At 50.1% G+C, this 21,075-nt stretch carries 21 protein-coding genes and 3 pseudogenes; 9 read left to right on the plus strand and 15 right to left on the minus strand.

Features of this window, described 5'->3' with window-relative positions; translation table 11 throughout:
* Positions 1-108: 108 nt before the first annotated feature.
* The 7 genes from rplS to ffh all read right to left on the minus strand — a co-directional run bounded on the left by rplS (position 109) and on the right by ffh (position 4,478).
* Positions 109-480, minus strand: coding sequence for a 50S ribosomal protein L19 (gene rplS / locus ACES2G_RS09370; RefSeq protein WP_374000012.1), 372 nt, complete (start codon positions 478-480; stop codon positions 109-111).
* Positions 481-528: 48 nt separating this feature from the next.
* Positions 529-1,128, minus strand: a complete 600-nt coding sequence (locus ACES2G_RS09375; protein WP_347356248.1) for an RNA methyltransferase — start codon at positions 1,126-1,128, stop codon at positions 529-531.
* Complete coding sequence (gene trmD / locus ACES2G_RS09380) at positions 1,106-1,933, minus strand: tRNA (guanosine(37)-N1)-methyltransferase TrmD (RefSeq protein WP_347356246.1); 828 nt, start codon at positions 1,931-1,933, stop codon at positions 1,106-1,108. Before trmD ends, ACES2G_RS09375 begins: the two co-directional genes overlap by 23 nt.
* On the minus strand, positions 1,926-2,447 hold the full coding sequence (gene rimM, locus ACES2G_RS09385) for a ribosome maturation factor RimM (RefSeq protein ID WP_374000013.1): 522 nt from the start codon (positions 2,445-2,447) through the stop codon (positions 1,926-1,928). Before rimM ends, trmD begins: the two co-directional genes overlap by 8 nt.
* A gap of 79 nt (positions 2,448-2,526) precedes the next feature.
* Complete coding sequence (locus tag ACES2G_RS09390; RefSeq protein WP_038446499.1) at positions 2,527-2,766, minus strand: KH domain-containing protein; 240 nt, start codon at positions 2,764-2,766, stop codon at positions 2,527-2,529.
* Positions 2,767-2,829: 63 nt separating this feature from the next.
* A complete protein-coding gene (rpsP, locus tag ACES2G_RS09395; RefSeq protein WP_041875524.1) occupies positions 2,830-3,078 on the minus strand; it encodes a 30S ribosomal protein S16 in 249 nt (82 codons plus the stop codon).
* 68 nt (positions 3,079-3,146) lie between these two features.
* Entirely contained in the window at positions 3,147-4,478 is a 1,332-nt protein-coding gene (gene ffh, locus ACES2G_RS09400; protein ID WP_347356242.1) for a signal recognition particle protein, read from the minus strand.
* 144 nt (positions 4,479-4,622) lie between these two features.
* Between ffh and ACES2G_RS09405 the strand changes: the two genes are divergently transcribed.
* Both ACES2G_RS09405 and ACES2G_RS09410 read left to right on the plus strand, forming a co-directional pair.
* Complete coding sequence (locus ACES2G_RS09405; protein ID WP_374000014.1) at positions 4,623-4,895, plus strand: hypothetical protein; 273 nt, start codon at positions 4,623-4,625, stop codon at positions 4,893-4,895.
* Positions 4,896-5,146: 251 nt separating this feature from the next.
* The gene (locus tag ACES2G_RS09410) at positions 5,147-5,389 is read left to right on the plus strand and encodes a hypothetical protein (RefSeq protein WP_347359229.1); all 243 of its coding nucleotides are present in this window, start codon (positions 5,147-5,149) and stop codon (positions 5,387-5,389) included.
* A 39-nt stretch (positions 5,390-5,428) separates the two neighbouring features.
* Here ACES2G_RS09410 and ACES2G_RS09415 read toward each other — a convergent pair whose 3' ends face one another.
* The 4 genes and pseudogenes from ACES2G_RS09415 to ACES2G_RS09430 form a co-directional block, all read right to left on the minus strand.
* Positions 5,429-6,202 (minus strand): ABC transporter permease, encoded by a 774-nt coding sequence (locus tag ACES2G_RS09415; protein WP_347359228.1) that lies wholly within the window; start codon positions 6,200-6,202, stop codon positions 5,429-5,431.
* Complete coding sequence (locus ACES2G_RS09420; protein WP_347359227.1) at positions 6,199-7,116, minus strand: ABC transporter ATP-binding protein; 918 nt, start codon at positions 7,114-7,116, stop codon at positions 6,199-6,201. Before ACES2G_RS09420 ends, ACES2G_RS09415 begins: the two co-directional genes overlap by 4 nt.
* A 115-nt stretch (positions 7,117-7,231) precedes the next feature.
* Positions 7,232-8,838, minus strand: a pseudogene (locus tag ACES2G_RS09425) (peptide chain release factor 3).
* Between the two features lie 72 nt (positions 8,839-8,910).
* Positions 8,911-9,528 (minus strand): hypothetical protein, encoded by a 618-nt coding sequence (locus ACES2G_RS09430; protein ID WP_374000015.1) that lies wholly within the window; start codon positions 9,526-9,528, stop codon positions 8,911-8,913.
* Between the two features lie 155 nt (positions 9,529-9,683).
* On the opposite strand from ACES2G_RS09430, the gene ACES2G_RS09435 reads away from it, so the two are divergent.
* The 3 genes from ACES2G_RS09435 to ACES2G_RS09445 all read left to right on the plus strand — a co-directional run bounded on the left by ACES2G_RS09435 (position 9,684) and on the right by ACES2G_RS09445 (position 11,736).
* Positions 9,684-10,733, plus strand: a complete 1,050-nt coding sequence (locus tag ACES2G_RS09435) for a rhodanese-related sulfurtransferase (protein ID WP_374001892.1) — start codon at positions 9,684-9,686, stop codon at positions 10,731-10,733.
* 12 nt (positions 10,734-10,745) lie between these two features.
* Positions 10,746-11,021 carry a hypothetical protein gene (locus ACES2G_RS09440; protein ID WP_374000016.1) on the plus strand — a complete coding sequence of 92 codons (276 nt, stop codon included), beginning with the start codon at positions 10,746-10,748 and terminating at the stop codon, positions 11,019-11,021.
* A 97-nt stretch (positions 11,022-11,118) separates the two neighbouring features.
* Positions 11,119-11,736 (plus strand): hypothetical protein, encoded by a 618-nt coding sequence (locus ACES2G_RS09445; protein WP_374000017.1) that lies wholly within the window; start codon positions 11,119-11,121, stop codon positions 11,734-11,736.
* A gap of 71 nt (positions 11,737-11,807) precedes the next feature.
* Here the strand turns inward: ACES2G_RS09445 and ACES2G_RS09450 are convergent, their stop codons facing one another.
* Both ACES2G_RS09450 and ACES2G_RS09455 read right to left on the minus strand, forming a co-directional pair.
* A complete protein-coding gene (locus tag ACES2G_RS09450; protein ID WP_374000018.1) occupies positions 11,808-13,757 on the minus strand; it encodes a methionine--tRNA ligase in 1,950 nt (649 codons plus the stop codon).
* Between the two features lie 136 nt (positions 13,758-13,893).
* On the minus strand, positions 13,894-15,009 hold the full coding sequence (locus ACES2G_RS09455) for a calcium:proton antiporter (RefSeq protein ID WP_374000019.1): 1,116 nt from the start codon (positions 15,007-15,009) through the stop codon (positions 13,894-13,896).
* Positions 15,010-15,117: 108 nt separating this feature from the next.
* Here ACES2G_RS09455 and ACES2G_RS09460 point away from each other — a divergent pair, with 108 nt between their 5' ends.
* The 4 genes and pseudogenes from ACES2G_RS09460 to ACES2G_RS09475 all read left to right on the plus strand — a co-directional run.
* Positions 15,118-15,624: a recombinase family protein gene (locus ACES2G_RS09460; RefSeq protein WP_374000020.1), complete on the plus strand. Its 507-nt coding sequence runs from the start codon at positions 15,118-15,120 to the stop codon at positions 15,622-15,624.
* A 1,099-nt stretch (positions 15,625-16,723) separates the two neighbouring features.
* The gene (locus ACES2G_RS09465; RefSeq protein WP_374000021.1) at positions 16,724-17,689 is read left to right on the plus strand and encodes a TniQ family protein; all 966 of its coding nucleotides are present in this window, start codon (positions 16,724-16,726) and stop codon (positions 17,687-17,689) included.
* 313 nt (positions 17,690-18,002) lie between these two features.
* Positions 18,003-18,842: a sulfonamide-resistant dihydropteroate synthase Sul1 gene (gene sul1 / locus ACES2G_RS09470; protein ID WP_000259031.1), complete on the plus strand. Its 840-nt coding sequence runs from the start codon at positions 18,003-18,005 to the stop codon at positions 18,840-18,842.
* A 127-nt stretch (positions 18,843-18,969) separates the two neighbouring features.
* Positions 18,970-19,269, plus strand: a pseudogene (locus ACES2G_RS09475) (GNAT family N-acetyltransferase); the annotation flags it as partial.
* Between the two features lie 183 nt (positions 19,270-19,452).
* On the opposite strand, the pseudogene ACES2G_RS09480 reads toward ACES2G_RS09475, so the two are convergent.
* Together ACES2G_RS09480 and tet(G) are read right to left on the minus strand one after the other, a co-directional pair.
* Positions 19,453-19,857: pseudogene (locus tag ACES2G_RS09480) on the minus strand (LysR family transcriptional regulator); the annotation flags it as partial.
* Between the two features lie 21 nt (positions 19,858-19,878).
* On the minus strand, positions 19,879-21,054 hold the full coding sequence (gene tet(G) / locus ACES2G_RS09485) for a tetracycline efflux MFS transporter Tet(G) (protein ID WP_043619026.1): 1,176 nt from the start codon (positions 21,052-21,054) through the stop codon (positions 19,879-19,881).
* Positions 21,055-21,075: the final 21 nt, after the last annotated feature.

A 21,075-nucleotide genomic window follows, 5' to 3' on the forward strand; every position in this document is an offset into this window, starting at 1 on the left:
AAATAACTTACCCAATAAAGCACTGAGATTGAAGCGCGTCAGAAAGCAAAAAACCCGGAGTCGTTAAACTCCAGGTTTTTGTTTTTAAAGCTTTTAAAATCGCAAAAACTATTCTGCTTTGGAAGTAACCAATTCAGATTCAATTTTCGCAGCTTTACCTTTAAGGTCACGAAGGTAGTAAAGTCTTGAACGACGTACTTTACCCATGTTTACGATCTCAACTTTATCCAAAGCTGGAGATGCAAACGGGAAAGTTCTTTCAACGCCAACACCAGCAGAGATTTTACGAACTGTGAAAGACTTCGCAGCACCAGATCCTTGGATCTTAGTTACGATACCTTTGTAAAGCTGAACACGCTCTTTCTCACCCTCTTTTACTTTAACGAATACGTTAACAGTATCACCAGAGTTGAAGGACTGAATGTTTTTGTTAGCAGCTTTAACACTAACGCGACGAACGAGGTTTGTTTCTTTAGCCATTGCTTAATCCTTATAGCAGTCAATTTTCACAAAAAGTAAAACAAGGGTCTACCATGGACCCATGACACGGTCAAGACAGATACTTACGGCAGATCTTACGGAAAGATGCCTATAATCTTTGGGGGGAGCACCCCTAATGCTCTCCAGAACCCCCGAGGAGGATCTGATGAGATCTTCTGTCAAACCGAAGCCTGTTCCAAATAGCATAAAAACTGGCTTTTTGGCCACATGCATTTCATTGCGCAGCTCAGCAAAGCTGTACTTATGCTTCGCCCACTCTGTACGGGCTGTCGTAGCGATTGTCAGAGCCTCTGGCACGTTCCAGTCAGCCATCGCTTTTTCGACGCTCTCAACGGCCATAACGTTGCCTAGGGCCGTCTTTCTCATCGGGTTGAACTTCGCCCCCTGCCCGGTTCGCCAGTGATCCAAAACCCGATCCACGAACATGAGCTGCTCCTGCATCGGGTGAATGATGTAATATTTCTCCACTCCATAGACCGTCGCCGCCCGGGCGATATCATGAATATCGAAATTGGTCACATTGGTGGCGACAGTTTTTTGCAAACGATCCCGCACTGGATAGTGAACCAGACCAATTGCCAAGCGGGGCACATACGGCGTTTCTTCAGCCATGGAAGTCTTCCTCATTCAACCCCTCCAAACCCAAAACTTTGCGGTCCTGAGGGGACAGTTGCTGCCAGAACTTCAAGAGTTCCTTCAAGGGTTCGGCAGTCTTCTTCTTCTTCAGAGCGTGATACTTTTCACGTTCCACTTTAAGATATTCTTTAAATAAATCCGGACGCTTTTTCAGGGTCACCAAGGCCGAAACCTTTTCTTTCCATTCGGCGATCAACTTATGGTTTCCACTAAGCAAAGCTTCGGGAACTTCTTGATCTAAACACTGACGCGGCCTGGTGTAGTTCGGATGCTCAAGCAATCCTTGAGAGAAACTATCCTGATCTGCAGAGTCCGCATGCCCCAAAACACCCGGGATAAACCTAGAAAGCGCATCAATCACAACCAAGGCCCCCAGTTCGCCACCGGAAAGCACATAATCCCCGATAGAGATCTCTTCATCCACATAGTTATTGATGATTCTTTGATCGATCCCACCATATCGCCCACAGATCAGAACCAGATGTTCCGCCTGGGAAAGCTGTCGTGCTTTTTCATCAGTTAAAACAGAGCCCTGAGGGGAAAGATAGATCACCCTGGAAGTATTATGTTTCACCTTTTGCAGGCTTTTCTCCAAAGTTTCTGAAAGCATGATCATGCCGTCTCCGCCGCCAAAAGGACGATCATCAACGGTCTTATGCTTGTCAGTGGCAAACTCGCGCGGCGTATGGGCCTGAACAGAGAGCAAATCACCCTTTAAAGCCTGACCTAAAACGCCGTGGGTAACGGCGCCTTCAATCATCTCAGGAAAAAGCGTGATCACATCTATTTTAAGCATTTTCCAGATCGAGCAAACCTTCAGGAATATCCATCACTACTGCCTGGTGTTTGAAATCAATTTTCTTGATGAATTGATCCACGAATGGAATTTCAGCTTTTTTGCCATTCGCTGTCTCAACCACCAACAAGTCCTGAACGCCATTGGAGGAGAATCCAACGATTTCACCCAACACAGTTTGTTCCGGGTTTTTCAGTTTGAAGTTTTTGATTTCTTCCAAATAGATAGTCTCGCCCGGCTTGGACACCAGAAGTTCGTCATCAATATAGAACTCCATGTGCTCCAGGCCTTCCGCCATCGTACGATCCGTCACTTCACTGGCCTTAACAATCAGACCTTTTTTGAAGGGCTTCGTGCGCTCGACCGTGAAAGGGCGGATCTCATCAGAATCTTTCGCCTTCAGACCAAAGGTCTTCATGCGCTTTGCCCAAGCGATCTCTCCAGAAAAAACAAGAACATAAAGGTCACCTTTAAGTCCATGAGCTTCGCGAATTTTACCAACCAGTTTCATCATGCATCTCCAGAAAAAAGAAGGGGTTACCTAGCTGGCAACCCCTTCCATGAGAATTATCTCTAAATTTTATCGAACTAAATTATTCAACGATATCCAAATGATAACGTTTGTTCAACTTTGTACCAGCTGCGCGGATGATAGTTCTCATTGCCGCAGCAGTTTTACCTTGCTTACCGATCACTTTACCAAGGTCTTCTTTATCAACCTTCAAAGCAAGAAGTGTGGTTTGCTGCCCAGGGATTTCATCAACTTCGACATTCTCAGGTTTATCCACTAGGGACTTCGCCATGAATTCAACGAGGTCTTTCAAGCTATCCATATTTACCCCCAACAGATAGTACCTACCTGGTAGTTTAACAAAACCAAGTAGGAAGCCAACAACTTATTTAGCTTGAGCCAATTTGATCACGTGTTTTACGCGATCTGTAGGCTGAGCACCTTTTTTGATCCACTCTTCAACTTTAGCTAGATCAAGCTCAACTTTTTTATCGTTACCTTTTGGAGTTGGGATGTAAGTTCCAAGAATATCAAGGAATTTACCAGTAACATAACGACGAGAATCCGCCACAGTGATGCGGTATTTAGGGTCATGCTTAGCGCCCATACGAGCCAAACGAATTACAACTGCCATTTCTAAACCTCATGTATCAAAAACAGTAAGACCAAGTGTGTACTTGGTTCATGGTTAAATATCAAGCCCTAAAATGGAAACTTCATTCCGCCTCGACCCATACCCATTTTCATAAGCCCACCCATCATCTTTTTAGCGTCCTCAAACTGCTTTATTAGCTTGTTCACGTCTTGAACCTGAGTTCCGCTCCCTTGAGCGATCCTCATGCGACGCGACGCATTTAAAATCTTATGGTTTTGCCGTTCCTGGATAGTCATCGAGCGAATGATCGCTTCAATTTTCTTCATTTCTGCATCCGGAGGGGTCATGTTTTTAAGCTGTTTGCTCATCTCCCCCATGCCCGGTAAAAATTTCAAAATACTTTCAAAGCCGCCCATCTTTTTGAGCTGCTGGATCTGAGTCAGGAAGTCTTCCAGCGTGAACTCGTTCTTCATCAGCTTTTTCGCCGAATCCCGAGCCGCTTTTTCATCGATCACTTCCTGCGCTTTCTCGACCAAAGAAAGCACATCCCCCATGTCCAAAATACGTCCCGCAAGACGATCCGGATGGAAGACTTCCAAGGCGGAGACTTTTTCACCCACACCCAGGAACTTAATAGGAATCCCTGTCACTTCGCGAATGGACAAGGCCGCCCCGCCACGCGCATCCCCGTCCACCTTGGTCAACACCAGGCCCGTCAGGTTTAAACGCTTGTGGAAGCCCTCTGCGACGTTCACGGACTGCTGACCTAGCATCGCGTCCGCCACCAGAAGGATTTCCTGCGGCGTCCAGATTTCCTTCAAACGACCCAACTCACCCATCAGGTCTTCGTCAATTTGCAGGCGGCCTGCCGTATCGACAATGACCACTTCGACCATATTGTCGCGGGCCCATTGTTTGGCTTTTTCCAGAATCTCTTCCGGCTTCATGCCTACTTGGGTTGGGAAAGTTGGGATATTGTTTTGCTTACCCAAAGTCTGCAACTGATCAATCGCCGCTGGACGATAAATATCAGCAGGAACCAGACCTGGCTTTTTGTTCAACTTCTGGCGGATATACAAAGACAATTTCGCAGCAGATGTGGTTTTACCCGCCCCCTGCAAGCCCACCAGGAAGATCACGCTTGGGTTTTCACGCACGTTGATATCAACCGCACCGCCACCCAGGACATTGACCAGCTCTTCATGAACAATTTTAACGAACATCTGACCCGGATTGACGTTGGTCAGAACTTCTTGCCCCAGAGCTTTTTCTTTTACTTTGTCGATGAAGGTTTTTACGACCTTGAAGTTCACGTCAGCTTCAAGAAGGCTCAGACGGATTTCCTTGATCACTTCCTCAATATTGGCCTCGCTGATCTTGTGCTGACCGCGGACCTTCTTAAGGCTTGTCATGATTTTATCTGATAAATTCTCAAACATGTGAAACTCCTGAAGGATCTTCTTTACCCCATCCCCATCGGAATGACAAAGAGGCAGGGACTGAGAATAATATACTCCGGCGGCGCGTCAAGCCATTCTTTCTCAACACTTTCCCGGTATGAGGACTCACAAAGGGGCACTTTTATGAAAAAATTTGTACTTGTTTCTGTACTAGGGGCTGCGACTGTTGCATCTGCGCAGACAGGATTAAGAACATCTCACCCTACCACAATGGAAGGCTTGAGAGACGCTCGCAAACAAATGGAAGTCCAAACTGAAAATACAATTCTGGAAAAAATCGAAGCTCAACGTCTTGAAGACGAAAGAAGACGTTACAAGCAATTTGAATCCCTGAACTTCAGCGTGGTAAACGACGGAACGCAAACTTCCGCGAATCCAGCGCCGGCTTCTTTCTAATTTCCCGTACACAATCCAGAAACCGGCGGCATCTTCCGCCGGCACCCGAATTCCATCACTGTCGGTCCATTTTCCAAGACCGCAGAATGACCTTTTCTTTGTTCTGAGAAAAAGCCTTCCAAGATCAATTGTACTGCATCTGACATCGCCCGAGCAGGCCCCGTATTTTGCTTTAAGGTTTCGCAAACACCAAACCTAGAGCTGGCCACGCAAAAAAAATTCGCCATCTCATCTGTAAAGGAGACTTTGCAATGAAAGCCTTTCTGCAAAAAAATACTGAGTTGCCCAATCAAGTTTTCGTTATTGCCATTGCCATCAACGCGCTTGCTCCGGCTCCAGCGAAAGATTACGCCTTTATTTTAGTTCTTTTGGCCTTTGCGGACTCTTATCTGCGTCCCCAAGACGGCCCCAAGAACAGATACTCGGCGGGAGCTTCCTATGCCTTGCAGATTCTATGGGCTATCGGCTTTTTATGGAGCCTGTTTGTAAAATAAAAGGCGAAAGCCCTGATAAGAACAACAGGGCCGTTATTTTTACCAGCGCTGGAAGGAGCCTTTTTTCAGGCTGAATTTGGCAACGGCGAAGAATACCCCGAAACCGATCATAGAAATGATCGCGGCGGTCCAGACATTCACATCGCTAACACCCAAAATGCCATAGCGAAGACCATTGATCAGATACAACAAAGGATTGGCTTTGGACACCGCCTGCCAGAAAGGATGCAGGTGTTCGATAGATAAAAACACCCCACCCAAATAGGTCAACGGCAACAAAATGAATGCGGAAAAGGCCGAGAGTTGATCAAAGGTTGTGGCCCAGAAGGCAATACTGATACCGATCATACCGAAGATCAAACCGGCCATTACGACGAAGAACAAAGTCGTCAGCGGATGCGCGATCATCAGCCACTCACCTTGCTGATAGTACATAAAGAGCGCGCCCACCGTATAGGTGATCAACGCCACAATCGTTCCACGTACCAAGGACGCCAGACTCATCGCCCAAATAATTTCCTGGTCCGTTATCGGCGCTACACGCAGATCCTCCAGATCTCCAGAAAACTTTGAAGACACCACCGACGATGAAGAGTTCTGAAAGGCATTGTTAATCAACCCCATCATCATCAAGCCCGGAATCAGAAAGCTTAAATAGCTAACCCCCTGATGGGCCTGCATTTGCTCGCCCAAAGAAACCCCAAAGATCAACAGATACAGGAACGAGGAGATAAACGGAGTGATCACCGTTTGCACGATGACCTTCAAAAAACGCGCGATCTCACGCTGAAAAATCGTAATAAATCCGGTCATAGCGGCACCTGGACATCTTTCTTACTGACAAGCTTGAGGAAGGCCTCTTCCAGATTACCCTCTTCGATATGAATATCCTGAATCAAAGCCGTGGGAATCGCGACCTCATTCAGGAATTCCCCTAAGGTCTTATTCTGGGGAACGATGAACAGATACTCCTTACCAACAACCTCATGCAGGTACTCGGACTGGAGTGGATGTCTTTCCGTAAGAATCACGCGGATCTTTTTAAGTGTGTACTGGCGAATGATGGCTTTGGTATTACCCAGCTCCACCAGACTGCCCAGATTGATAATTCCAACGCGGTCACAAAGCTCTTGAGCTTCTTCAAGATAGTGAGTGGTCAGAAGAATCGACATTCCGTCATTGCGAAGCTCTTCCACAAAGCGCCACAGATCTTCGCGCAGGCGAATATCCACACCCGCAGTGGGCTCGTCCAATAAAAGCAGCTTTGGGTTATGAACCAGAGCCTTGGCGATCATCAGACGGCGCTTCATCCCGCCGGAAAGCTGTTTTACTTTTTTGTGCCGATGCTCAAACAGCGATAGCTTTTCCAAAAGGAAATGAATGCGCTCTTTGTTGTTGCGAAGTCCGTAGTAGCCGGAATGGAAAGTCAGAATTTCTTCTACATCAAAAAAGCCTGAAGTGATGACTTCTTGATGAACCACCCCGATCTGACGTTTCGTAAACAGAGGGTCCTTCTGAACATCCACGCCGAAAACCTGCACGGAACCAGATGTGGGTTTTTCCAGAGTGGTAATGGTTGAAATGATCGTGGTCTTGCCGGCGCCATTCGGCCCCAGAAGGCCGAAGATCTCGCCCGGGTTTACGGTGAAGGAAACCCCCTTCACCGCTTCGACCGTACCGCCTTTATAGGCTTTGCGCAGATTGGAAATTTCTAATGGTAAAATCATAGTTGTTACTCCAGCTTCCGCGACTTCCGTCGCTACAGCACTGTGGCTGCCGCCCGACTTCCGTCGCTACAGCACTGTGGCTGTCGCCCGACTCCCGTCGCTACAGCACTGTCCGCTAGCGGGCGCGACTGATGCTTGTGCAGAACTCCACTGTTGGATTTTCGCGCTTCAGCCAGTTCAAGTCCCATTCCTGATTCACAAGCACAACCGGATTGTCCTGCAGGTCGCGGTACATATTTGCCCCGCCCTTAAGATCAGAAACAGCTTTGCCATCCTCGGTGCGCGGCCAGCGGGCCACGCCATATGGCAAACGACTTAGCTTCACTTCCAAATTGTATTCATCCAGTAAACGACGCAACAACACTTCAAACTGAAGTTCACCGACCGCGCCAATAATCGGGTCCTGTGGACCAATCAAGGGATCAATGAACAACTGAATCGCCCCCTCTTCCGACAAGTGATTCAAGGCTTCGTTCATTTTCTGACGTTTCAAAGCATCACGAACAGAAAGCTTGCCGAACAATTCAGGGGCAAACTTCGGAATATCTTCAAAATGCACTTTGCCAGAGGCATACACGCAGTCACCAATTGCAAAGTTGCCGGTATCGCCAACTCCGACGATGTCACCCGCATACGCGTCATCCACGGTTTCTTTGTCCGCCGCAATAAATTGGCTGGCATAGGACAAACGCAGTTCTTTGTCATGACGGGAATGTTTTACTTTCATGCCGCGTTCAAATTTGCCGGAACAAATACGAATGAACGCAATACGATCGCGGTGACGCTTATCCATGTTGGCTTGGATTTTAAATACAAAGCCTGTGAAGTTCGCATCACAAGGATCCATGTCTTTATCGTCTTTCGTGTGACGAGGTTGCGGCCCCGGAGCGTACTTGGTGAAGAACTGAAGGAAGGTATCCACCCCGAAGTTTTGTTTGGCAGAACCAAACGTCACCGGCGAAATTGTGCCATTCAGGAATTCATTCACATCAAATGGCGGAAGAGCACCTTCGATCAAATTCAGCTCTTCCAGAACCTGATCAGCAGATTCCTTATCCAGATAGTCGTAAAGAATCTGATCGTCTTTACCTAGTTCAAACGGAATGATTTTATAATCTTCCACTTCTTCACGGCGTTGATCGTAGACCCAGATTTCCTTGGTCAGACGATTGTAAATACCGCGGAAGCGCTGGCCGATACCCAAAGGCCAGGTCACAGGGTAACACTGCATATTCAAAGTTTTTTCGACCTCGTCGATCAATGTCAGAGGATCTTTACCTTCACGATCGAGTTTGTTGACGAATGTGAAAATAGGAATTTTGCGCAGACGGCAGACTTCGTAAAGTTTCTTCGTACGCTCCTCCACACCCTTGGCAACGTCGATCAGCATGCACGCAGAATCCACCGCCATCAAAACGCGGTAAGTATCTTCAGAGAAGTCTTTATGCCCCGGAGTATCGAGAAGGTTCACACGCAAGCCATCGAAGTCGAAAGTCATCACAGAAGATGTGATGGAGATCCCTTTTCACGCTCCATCGCCATCCAGTCGGACGTCACCGCTTTGGAGCCCTGCTTACCCTTAACTTCCCCGGTTTCGTGAATCACTCCACCGTGGTAAAGCAGCTTTTCGGTCAAGGTCGTCTTTCCGGCATCCGGGTGCGAGATAATAGCGAACGTGCGACGACGTTGAATTTCTTTTTGAATCTGCGGAGTTGCGAGCATTTGGATCTTCCTTAGTGAAAAGATCTTTTTACGGGGAAAACCCCGGTCTTACAAGCGAATGCTGCGCCGCAATTACAATCCTGGTTTCAAATAAGCTTCCATCACATAGCCGACCGTGACTGACGGCGACTCTTTGCGACTGGCCGTCACCTGAAGGCCTAATTTATCAGCACCGTGATAGAACAAATTCCCAATGGGCTGCCCCTCTGACACCGGGAAGCTCAAAGAAATACGGCCCTCATAGCTACGCACGACAAAATACAAGTTCACTTTTTTCTTCATCAAGCGAACTGTGTCTTTCAAAAGCCACTCCTGTGTGCTGGAACCGTTGTGACTTAGCACCGGAGGCTCTTCGCCCGGATAAAACTCCACATCCACGGTTCGCATCAGGTTGGCCAAAGGGGTGCGCAGCTCTTCCAAAGGAGCATTGGGTTTTTCGGACTTGATACAACGAGCAACCTGAGGATTTTTACGACCACAGGAATGCCCCTCTTTGCGAAGCTGCTTTACTCTTGCCTTGCCTTCGGCTGCCGTATCAGGAACGTCCTCCACTCGACGAATCAAGGTCACGATGAAATCATCCTGATAGTTATACAGGCCCTCTAAACGCGGAACTGGCATCGTCTCTTCGGCCTGTGCCGAAAAAGCCGTCAAAGAGATTGCCACTAAGGAAAAAACCAAGAATTTCATACAAATTACCCCTCGTATTTAAGGCTAACTGGGTCAGGACTCTTGCCTCAAGAGAAAAAAGCCCCTATAACAGCCCCCAATACTTTTTAACTCCCCTTGGTTTGGAGCCAAGACAACTACCAAGAAATTGGTGGCGGATAATGGAAGGTGACACCATGATTGATGCGTCGAACTATTATGTTACGGCTTACTATAGATTTACAAAACTGGCAGATCTGCCAGCCATCCAAAAAGCTCTTGAAGACAAAGCTGAAGAATTGAATGTGAAGGGTCTAATCATCCTGGGCGAAGAGGGTTTTAACTCGACTTGCGCGGCCTCTTCCGTGGAATCTTTCGAGGCTTGGAAGAGCTTTATTCGTGAGTTTTTCAATTCTCCGGATCAGTTCTTCAAAGACTCCGAATCCAGCAAATCTCCGTTCCGTCGTTTCAAAGTTAAAGTTCGCAGCGAGATCGTCACTACAGGTATTCCTGGCGTGATGCCACCAGAAGGTGTGAATCACCATCTATCCCCGACCGAGTGGAACCGCGTGATGAAGGAAGAATCTGACTATGTCATGATCGACACGCGCAATTGGTATGAATACAAAATCGGCACCTTTAAAGGCGCTTTGAATCCGAACATCGAAAAATTCACGGAGTTCCCTCAGTACATCGAGGCGCAAGGCATTCCTAAAGACAAAAAGATGCTGATCTTCTGCACTGGCGGCATCCGCTGTGAAAAAGGCATTCTGGAGCTGCAAGACAAGGGCTACGACAATGTCTTCCAACTGGATGGCGGCATCCTGAACTATATGAAAGAGTATCCGAACGACCAGTTCGAAGGCGAATGCTTCGTCTTCGACCATCGAGTGGCCGTGGATCAGGATCTGAAACCCACCACAAAGTTTGGCCTGTGCCCTCATTGCGGCCAGCCTTCTACCATCAAAGTTGAGTGCAAACGCTGTGATGCTCACGAGCTGATCTGCGAAGACTGCATCAAGGTTGAATACGCCAAGGACACCTGCTCGAAGAACTGCGCCTATCAGCTTGAAAAACATCCGGCGCGCAAAGGTAAAAAACAAATGGTCCCATTTGAGATCGAAAAGATGGCCGCGGAAGGAAAAGATCTTTCCGAGCTTCCCCAGATCCGTGTGACCCGCACCAAATATATTTCTATGAACCCCAGAGGCGAAGCTGAAACCGTCTCTGAGAAAAAGAATCCCTAGAAAGGACCTCGTATGAAAAAAGCTTTTGCGGTATTTGCTCTTGTATTCTCCGCTCAATCCCTGTCCTATGCATTGACTTGCCAATCTGAAGCGGCGAAAGCAGCTTATGATCACCACCTGTACATTCACGGTGATGAGTCTTTGATTTCCCTGAATGTTGCGGGCTCTGTTGTGCAAGATGGCTCCGCCTACTATCGTGTCGAGATCAAGGATCTTGAATCTCAACGCCTGACAGAAACTTGGGTTAAAGTAGAACCCAACACTTGCAAAGTTTTGGGCGTTAACTAGCCCAAGATTGGGATCTAAGCCTGAAAGCGGGACGCCTTAGTCCCGCTTTTTTTATTTCCAAAGACTTCCGGACGAGAAATGCTTAACCTATAAGCATATGAGAAAATCCGTCTTTGTCGTTGTCAGTTTAGTATGTTTAAGTTTCCCCGCTTTGGCCTCTCAAGAATTAAAAAATCTGATTGCGTGCCACGAGGCTCTGGATGGAAAGGCCGATATTCGCTCGACGAAGCTGAGCTTGGAATCGGCCACCCCGTTTATGTTGGTCACCAAGCAAAAACTCTATTTCTATACAGATACGTCCGCTGGAGTTTTACCCAACAAGTACGCCGACAAGTCGCTGATCGTGCAACTCACAGAAAAACAAAAGCCCTTCTATCGCCTGATTCAGTTCCAAAAAAATGGAGATGTCGGGAATGTGTCCTTTCAGGATGTGACCTCCCAGCAAAAATCCGCCAGCGAAACTCCTAAAGCTCAGCTCGATGAAGGTTCCCTGAAAGTTCTTAAGAGAGAACTGGTGCGCCAAATGAACAGTGTGACCGCCGAATATCAAAATAAATATGATCCGGCAGGCACCATTGAATCCCTCAATACCTGCCGTAAGGTGGAATCGCCGGAAATGCAAAAAAGCATCGACAAGCAAGTCGCTTTCTATGAAAAGCTGCTTAAGAAAAAAGGCTCTTTGGGCGGATACAAGAAATCGCCCGGAGTAAAATAGAGATTCCCAAAAGCAAAAAAGCCCGGTTGCGTACCGGGCTTTTTTTATTCTTACACAAAACATTCTAAAGGTTATTCAGCCTCAATGTTGCCGTCGTCTTTGACTGCGGGGAAATAAACACCCTTGGCTCCGATTGCGTGGCCAGCAGGAATGCCTGTGCCCAGTTCCTCAGCGCGCAACACACTTTCTGGCAGATTCAAAGATTTACGAAGCTCGTTCACTGTTTCCGGAACAAATGGCGCCAGCATAATCATCAGATTCTTCAATACATAGAAACAGGTGAAAAGAGCATCTTTTCTTTCTGCTTCTGGCGCACGGTCATCGTGCGGTTTGTATTGCGTGAATAGCGAGTTGATTTGTCGCGCGTAGTTTTCAATCTGACCCAGCAAAATTGCATAGTCGCCTTTTTGCATAGAGCGCAGATACATCTGCACAAGTTTCACAGTTTCAGCTTCCGCTTTACCGATCAATTTACCTTCAGGTACTTTGCCGCCAAACTTAGAATTGCAGGCAGAAATTGGCTTTTCAAATGCCGCATTCATAGGTCCGGCCAGGAATTTGTTGCGTTCTGCAAAGTGTTCAAAATCAAAATTCGACGCCTTCACCGGCAAACTTAAAAGTGCCAAGAAGTAGCGAACCTGATCCGGAGAATAACCCATCTCGATCAACTGATCCCCGGTATAGAAATTCCCCTTGGATTTGCTCATCTTTTCGCCGTTCACCATCAAGTGATAACAGCTAAGGATTTCCGTCATTTGCAGATCCCCTTTTTGAGGAAGCTGCTGAGGATTTTGTTTATGACCCAACCACATCGAACCCTGCATGATCACATAGAAGAAGACGTTGTCCTGCCCCAGGAACTGCACCACGGTGGCTTCCGGATCACACCAGAAGTCTTTGTATTGTTCAGGCTTGCGACCGGACTGCGCCAAGGCCACTTGCGTGAACACGATAGGCGCAATCAGGGAGTCTGGCCAAACATACAAGGTCTTCCCCTTCATTTCCGGATCCAGCTCTGCCGGAACTGGAATCCCCCAGGAAACGTCACGGGTGATCGGACGATAACCCCACCTGTCAGTCATCGCAGACGGAATCCCCGCCGCTTCCAAAGTGGCCTGCGCTTGCGCCAGATCCGCCTTGGAACCAAACAGACATTCGACTTTTTTCCCTGCGACATAACGGGATTTATGTTTTGGCAAAGTCTCTTTGATTTCTTTATACGTGGCTTCAAACTGATTTTCGAAACGACAACCGATCAGAACTGTGTTGCTCACTTCCTGAACAACGGCAGAACGCCAAGCTTTTTGTTTCGTGTCGATCCAAGCTTTCAACGGATCAGCCACTTTCCACATATCCAACCACCAGTGAGCTGTATCCTTAAGTTCAGGCTTGGCATCACTGAGCTGGCTGCGTGGATCTTGCAAAGTGCTTGGATCAAACTGAGTACCGCAAGCATCACATTCATCGGAATAAGCTTCGGTATTGCCGCAATTCGGGCACGTGCCGCGCACAAAACGGTCTTGCAGGAAGCGATTCATCTTTGAATCATACCACTGCTTGGTGATGCGTTTTTCCAGCATTCCGTTTTCAAACAAGCGGCGCAGGAAGTCCTGAGAATACTGTTCATGCAAAGGATACGTTTCCGGGCGAGATGTGCCCGTGAAAACATCTGTCTGAACAGAATATTTCTTCAAAGTTTCTTTTTGTTTTTCATGAATGGTGTCGATGAACTCGCGGATGGTTTTCCCCGCTTGCACCGCCGCCACTTCACTGGTTGAGCCGTGATCGTCATTGCCATTCACAAACAGAACATTCTCCGCACCGATCAACATGCGCATCCAGCGCGCATAAATGTCTGCTGGTACGTGGGCCCCGGCAAGATGTCCCAGATGCAACGGGCCATTCGCATACGGCATGCCCGCCGTCACCACAACCTTCTTCGGCTTCTTGAACATGTTAAGAACGGATTTAACGTCTGTTGGAGGAGAGAATTTATTTTCTGGTTTTGATCCTGGCTGCATTTTAACCCCTAAAGACTTTAATTTATCGAAAATCAAAGAACGATGCAATCGCAGCCTGCCCCCTTAAGGGAAAATAGGACGCCGAAGGCTGCTGGCGCACCATATCAACAGCCTCTGTCAAAATCTGGATTCTTACTTATGGGATAAACGACATCACAAAATACGTCAGCAGGATCACCCCATGAACCGCCCCTTGCAACAAAGTGGCTTTTCCCGTTCCCAAAGTGATCATTCCCGCCATAAAGGTCATGATCATAAAGACCATATCCTTATTGCTAAGACCCAACATCAGAGATTGATTGGTCAGCAAACAGAAGACAATCACAGTTGGAATCGTCAGCGCAATACTGGCAATCCCGGACCCCAACGCCAGATTCAGGCTGGTTTGCAGTCTATTTGCGCGAGCCGCATTGATGGCCGCCCAAGTTTCCGGAAGAAGAACAATACCCGCGATCAAAAGCCCCACCACTGACTTCGGTGCCCCGAGATAATCCACACCTTGCTCAATCAGAGGGGAAATCATCTTTGCCAGACCAATCACCGCCACCAGACTCACACTTAAAGAGATGAAACTCAGCCAGGCATCTGCGATAGAGATCTCATGAGTAGCCTCGATCGGGGCAATATCACTGGCCTTGTCGACCGCCTCAAAGTAGGCCTTATGAGTTGTTGTCTGAAAGAAAATAAATAGAAGATACAACAGCACACAAATCGCGCCGATGAATATCATTTGTGGAGTATTATACGTTCCTACAGAAGTTGTTGTCGTATAGTTGGGAAGCACAAACACCAAAAGGGCCAGGGTCATCAACACGACCATCAAGCTTTTTGAGCCCTGAACCTGGAACTCCTGCTCTTTGTACTTCAGTCCACCCAATATCAGACACAAGGACACCATTCCATTGGTGATAATCATCACAGCTGCAAACACCGTATCGCGAGCCAACACAGAGGCTTCCGAGCCTCCTGTGGATTGATTCATCAACGAAACAATCAAGCCTACCTCGATAATGGTCACACACAATGCCAAAACCAAAGTTCCCAGTCCCTCACCGATTTTGTGGGCAATAACTTCCGCATGGTGAACTGAGGACATGACCGCAACCCCCAAAAAAATGGCTGCCGTGATGGATACCCACAAATTTCCTTCTGCAAAGAAGCTGGACATCAAAAAGACCAACAGACTTAAAGAGGAAATTAAATGCTGGGGCTCCAGTCCTTTTCGAACAAATTGGGCGGCACTCATGATCATGTATATTTCCTCCTTGCGAATGTGGCTTTAAGCCTTAGAGTGAAATGACAGTCTTGAGCAAGCTTGAAATAAAAAAAATTACACAGGGATAAAAATGGAAAAGGCCCGATGGTTTACCATCGAGCCTTTATTGGTTGCGCTCATGGACCAATAAACCACCAAGCCCAACCTCACGATATTATTGACATTTCTCTCCTTGTAAAACAAGTAGTTTCACAAAAAACAGCCGAATTATATGAAAAAGGCTACTCGACAAGCGCGATTGCCAGACAGCTAGGTATCGGGAAAACGACCGTAAACAGCCATCTCACTGCGTCTAATGTGGAATTGAGAAGCCACTCCAACAACCAACTCCGTAATAATAAAAAGCACAAAACAAGAAGTATTAAAACCGCTCCTTATGGCTTCTGTTTGGTCGATGGACTTCTTCACAAAGACCCAAAAGAACAATCAACACTGAAACTTATTTTGAAGTGGGCTGAACAAGGCAAAAGCCATTGTGAAATTGCTCGTAAACTGAATGAACAAAAATTAAAACCAAGACACGCCTTAAAATGGAGCCAACCAACGGTCGGCTATATCATCAAAAGACACAACGACAAACAGGAGAACTAAGTGAACAGCTTAATTAAAATTGCAGTTGTATTAGCCTTTGCCGCTGTTACTAGTGGCAATCTACCAAAAATCTTGATCCAAGTTCGCAAGGCTCAGATGCAATTGATAATGGAATCGAAAGCCTCGAAGTGGCCAAAGGCGATGACATTGCCAAGTAGGTAGCGAAAATCAGCCGAAGAAAATCAACGGCTGAATTTTATTAATCAATTATTTGTTTAAATGAGCACGATGTAGACTAAAATCTAGAGATTTTGTTCTTAATCACACCCTCTAGGATTTTGTCGCGTTCACTGGGAGAAAGATACTTCCTATCCTCCTTCAACTTATCAATATGCCGAACTTGTATTTTTTTATCAAGAACTGATGCATCCAGATCCTTATCAAAAGTAGTAACCGTAAAGTCTTGGGCAAAAATATTGAAACAAAACAGGATAAGCAGGACATGCATACGATGACTCCGATTGAACAGTACTTAAGTCCTATCGGAATTAAAGATGAAGTCTTTAATGAAATAAAAAGGGCCTAACAAGTAGGCCCTTATGTAAATATTTAGGAAGGATTTAACCAGCTTTAGTAAACTTAATAACTTTAACCAGACAAGCTTCTGCAGCTTCCTGAACTCTTAGACCGTCATCTAATGGAAGAAGTTCAACAGACTGTTTAGTAATTATACAAAAGCTAAAGCGATGGAACTTTCTGTTGATCAAGTTGCTCACGATTTCGTAAATGCTAAATAAGTTTTTTATCCCCTTAGCTTAAATTTCATTAAGGGGATAAAACTTTGTTCTTTCCAAGCCGATCTAGTTTTAGAACTTACCGAAAGTATAGCCTGAATTAGCCCTCGATTTTACATCTTGGAACCATGGCCCCCCCCTTTTTTAGGAAAAGGATGACCTTCGGTCTCTCTATTTAAAGGAAATCTTCACGCCTTTTTGTCGGATTCGGCTGAAATTTACGGGACGGTCTTATTTAGCCATCCGCTCAGAGAAAGAGCGCATTGATCTTCCGCTGCTGCGCTCGCTGAACCATGTGAGGCCATCGGTTCGGCGGCAGCGGGAGGACGTCCTCCTCAGAGCCGCCTCGCTGCCGCCGCTCTGAGATGTCGGACCTGCGTCTGTGGCCTTGGCGTCCCCGCCCGCAGGCCGACGAACTGCTCTCTAGTTGGCTGCGGCGGATCGCGCTCGGCAACTCCGCCAAGCTGCATAGCTTTTGTCACGCCGTCTGGCCCGGGCTGCAGATCTGGAATCGCGACATCGACGGGCTGGCGCCGCCTCGGCTCATGGAGGGGCTGGTCGCGCATACCGGGGTCGATGCGCAGGTCGCGGAGTTGACGACCTTCCGGCCCTGGGTCGGCACGTTGTTCGAAGAGGTCCGGGTCACGGGGGCGACCCAGTGGCTGCTGCCCGTGGGCATTCATCACCGCACCCGCCGGCGGCCGGGCCAGCAGTGGTGCCCCCTCTGCCTGACCGAGGACGCCGAGCCCTACTATCGGCGTCGCTGGCGCCTGGCGATCGCCAGCACCTGTCCTCGCCACGGCTTGGTGCTGGCCGACAGCTGCCATGACTGCGGCGCGCCCGCGGTCCCTCATCGGGGCGCCGATCCCTGGTGCCACATCTGCACCGCCGATCGGCGCAACCACCCGGTGATGGCGGCCGAGAGCCAGGCGCTACAGTTCGAGTTTCGGCTCAGCGAAATGCTCGCGCCCGACGTCGTCCCGCGGACCGACTTGGAGGCCATTCACCCGCTGGCCTATTTCGGCCTGGTTCGTCAGGTGATGACCGTGCTCAGCGGCGGCGAGCGGTCGCAGGGTCTGCGCGACGAGGTCGCGCGCAGTTGGGGCGGTGATCCCGCGCCCTACGCCGCCAAGCAGATCGAGACCGCTTCGGCCGCTGATCGACATCGACTATCAGGCCTCACCGCCCGGGCGATGCGCGGGTGGCCGTGGCTGTTTGTGGGCCACTGCGCCGACGCCCGGGTCTGGAAGTCCTGGGCGTTTGCGGACCGGCGCTATGGCCGATCACCGTTCGCCTATGCCGATCCAGTGATCCGTTACCTGACGCCCTGACGGCGGTCGCCTGTTCGTCGCTGGGTGTTGGATGCGTTGCCGCTGCGCCACGGTGAGTCTTCATTAACGCGACGCCTTTCATCATGAATCTCAAACAGTTGCGACGCTACTCTCGCGCGGGCTTTTTGCTACCAAATTGGCGTTTATGTTTGCCATAGTCGGCCGTTCATGCGACATTTCTTCATATAAGGTTGCCCGGAAGCCATTATCGGTTGCCGGGCTTTTCGACTCGAAGGACCGCATCATGACCAAGCCCATGCTCCAGCCGAGTTTTGTCGCCGGTCCGTTGGACGACGCTGCGGAGGCCGACGCCATGGTGACGGTGTTCGGCATTCTGAATCTCACCGAGGACTCCTTCTTCGATGAGAGCCGGCGGCTAGACCCCGCCGGCGCTGTCACCGCGGCGATCGAAATGCTGCGAGTCGGATCAGACGTCGTGGATGTCGGACCGGCCGCCAGCCATCCGGACGCGAGGCCTGTATCGCCGGCCGATGAGATCAGACGTATTGCGCCGCTCTTAGACGCCCTGTCCGATCAGATGCACCGTGTTTCAATCGACAGCTTCCAACCGGAAACCCAGCGCTATGCGCTCAAGCGCGGCGTGGGCTACCTGAACGATATCCAAGGATTTCCTGACCCTGCGCTCTATCCCGATATTGCTGAGGCGGACTGCAGGCTGGTGGTTATGCACTCAGCGCAGCGGGATGGCATCGCCACCCGCACCGGTCACCTTCGACCCGAAGACGCGCTCGACGAGATTGTGCGGTTCTTCGAGGCGCGGGTTTCCGCCTTGCGACGGAGCGGGGTCGCTGCCGACCGGCTCATCCTCGATCCGGGGATGGGATTTTTCTTGAGCCCCGCACCGGAAACATCGCTGCACGTGCTGTCGAACCTTCAAAAGCTGAAGTCGGCGTTGGGGCTTCCGCTATTGGTCTCGGTGTCGCGGAAATCCTTCTTGGGCGCCACCGTTGGCCTTCCTGTAAAGGATCTGGGTCCAGCGAGCCTTGCGGCGGAACTTCACGCGATCGGCAATGGCGCTGACTACGTCCGCACCCACGCGCCTGGAGATCTGCGAAGCGCAATCACCTTCTCGGAAACCCTCGCGAAATTTCGCAGTCGCGACGCCAGAGACCGAGGGTTAGATCATGCCTAGCATTCACCTTCCGGCCGCCCGCTAGCGGACCCTGGTCAGGTTCCGCGAAGGTGGGCGCAGACATGCTGGGCTCGTCAGGATCAAACTGCACTATGAGGCGGCGGTTCATACCGCGCCAGGGGAGCGAATGGACAGCGAGGAGCCTCCGAACGTTCGGGTCGCCTGCTCGGGTGATATCGACGAGGTTGTGCGGCTGATGCACGACGCTGCGGCGTGGATGTCCGCCAAGGGAACGCCCGCCTGGGACGTCGCGCGGATCGACCGGACATTCGCGGAGACCTTCGTCCTGAGATCCGAGCTCCTAGTCGCGAGTTGCAGCGACGGCATCGTCGGCTGTTGCACCTTGTCGGCCGAGGATCCCGAGTTTTGGCCCGACGCCCTCAAGGGGGAGGCCGCATATCTGCACAAGCTCGCGGTGCGACGGACACTGGATGCTCTCCAGATCGAACGAGGGCGACAGAAGATTGATCGCCAAGGTACTGCCCAAGCTACCGCACATTTCCATCGGATGGTTGTGCCGATCCAGATCGAACCTTCCGAACACACCGATGCGCCGCAGCGTGCATCCCGATCCCAGCGCCGTCGCGATGCCACGCACCCGCCTGCCATCGCGGAATTGCGCGATCAGTTCGGCAAGAAAGCTGCGCGGCATCAGAGCATGGATACCGACGCGCAGTCGGCCGCACTCTCCCGACGCCGCCATACCAGCAGTCTTCACCGCATGGTCGAGTTGATCGACGCCGGCGGCGACCCGCTCGACAAAGAGGCGCCCGGCCTCGGTAAGGCGGACGCCTCTGGTATTGCGCTCGAACAGAAGGATGCCGAGGTCTTGCTCCAGCGCCTTGATCCTCGCGCTGACGTTGGACTGGCTGGTGCCGAGCGCCTGAGCGGCGCGGTAGAAGCTGAGATGTTCGGCGACGGCAAGCGTCTGGATCAACGATGCAAGTGGAATGCGCCCCAAACTAAGTTGATGGCTTGGCGGATTTAACCTGCTCTTTTTCTTCAGCCTGCCCATGCCTATCCGCTACGATCTCAATCACGACGAAGTGGCGAAAGGCCTGCGGAGCATTGGCAAGCACATTACATAAAGAAACGCACCGACAATCCAAACCCAACCGTTCCATGCTCCGGCGGTGGCAGAATAGAGTGCCGTAAAGCCAAGCGGTCCCGCGATGGCGCTTAAATTGGTGAGGCTCGTAAGCGTTCCCTGCAAGGCTCCCTGCTTGTTGTTGCTGACATTATTCGAAAGCATTGCCTGCAAGGCCGGCATGCCGACACCCCCGGCGGCAAGCAGCAACAGAACCGGAAACACCATCCATCCCTGCGTGACAAAAGCCAGAAGAATGAAGCCAGTCGCATCCGCGGCCATGCCAAACAGCAGCGTGCGCCGTTCTCCAAGTCGGCTTGAAAGAGGGCCGGTAACAAACGCTTGAAAAATCGCATGTGTTGCTCCAAACGCCGCGAGCGACAAGCCGACGGTCGTGGTGTTCCACTGAAAACGATCCTCACCATATATGACCCATAGGGCCGCCGGCACTTGGCCAATCAGTTGAATAATGAAGAAAACTGCGAAAAGCGCAGTTAGCCCACGCAACGCATCGTCCAGCCGGAACAGAACCAATGGTTCGATGTGAACCGACTTTCCGGTCTTGCCATGACCGCGACGAGTCTCCCTGAGGAAAATGCAGGCAAGCAGGAACGCGATCCCGTTGAGAAGGGCAGCGGCGACAAACGGAGCATGAGCAGAAATACCGCCGAGCATACCACCAAGAGCTGGCCCGGCAATCATGCCCGTACCATAGCAGGCCCCCATGTAGCCGAACCACCGTGCGCGCGAACCTTCCCCCGTCGAATCGGCAATGGTTGAAGCAGCTACGGCTCCGGTTGCTCCCGTGACGCCGGAGACGAGTCGGCCGATATAAAGCACCCACAGGACCGGCGCAGATGCCATGATCGTGTAATCGACTGCGGCTCCCGCGAGAGAAGCCAGAAGCACCGGACGCCGACCGTAAGCATCCGAAAGTTGTCCAAGCAGGGGCGCGAAGACGACCTGCACCAACGCATAGAGCGACAGCAAGGCACCATAGTGACCAGCGACCTGCTCCGTCGGCACAAGCTCGCGCAGAAGCGCTGGAAGGACCGGCATGATGAGGCCGAGACCCATGGCGTCGAGACCCACGATCAGCAGGGCAATGATGGCAGAGCTGTGCACCTGAAACTCCAGTGCCGCTCA

Source organism: Bdellovibrio bacteriovorus (genome assembly GCF_041888015.1).
GTDB lineage: Bacteria > Bdellovibrionota > Bdellovibrionia > Bdellovibrionales > Bdellovibrionaceae > Bdellovibrio.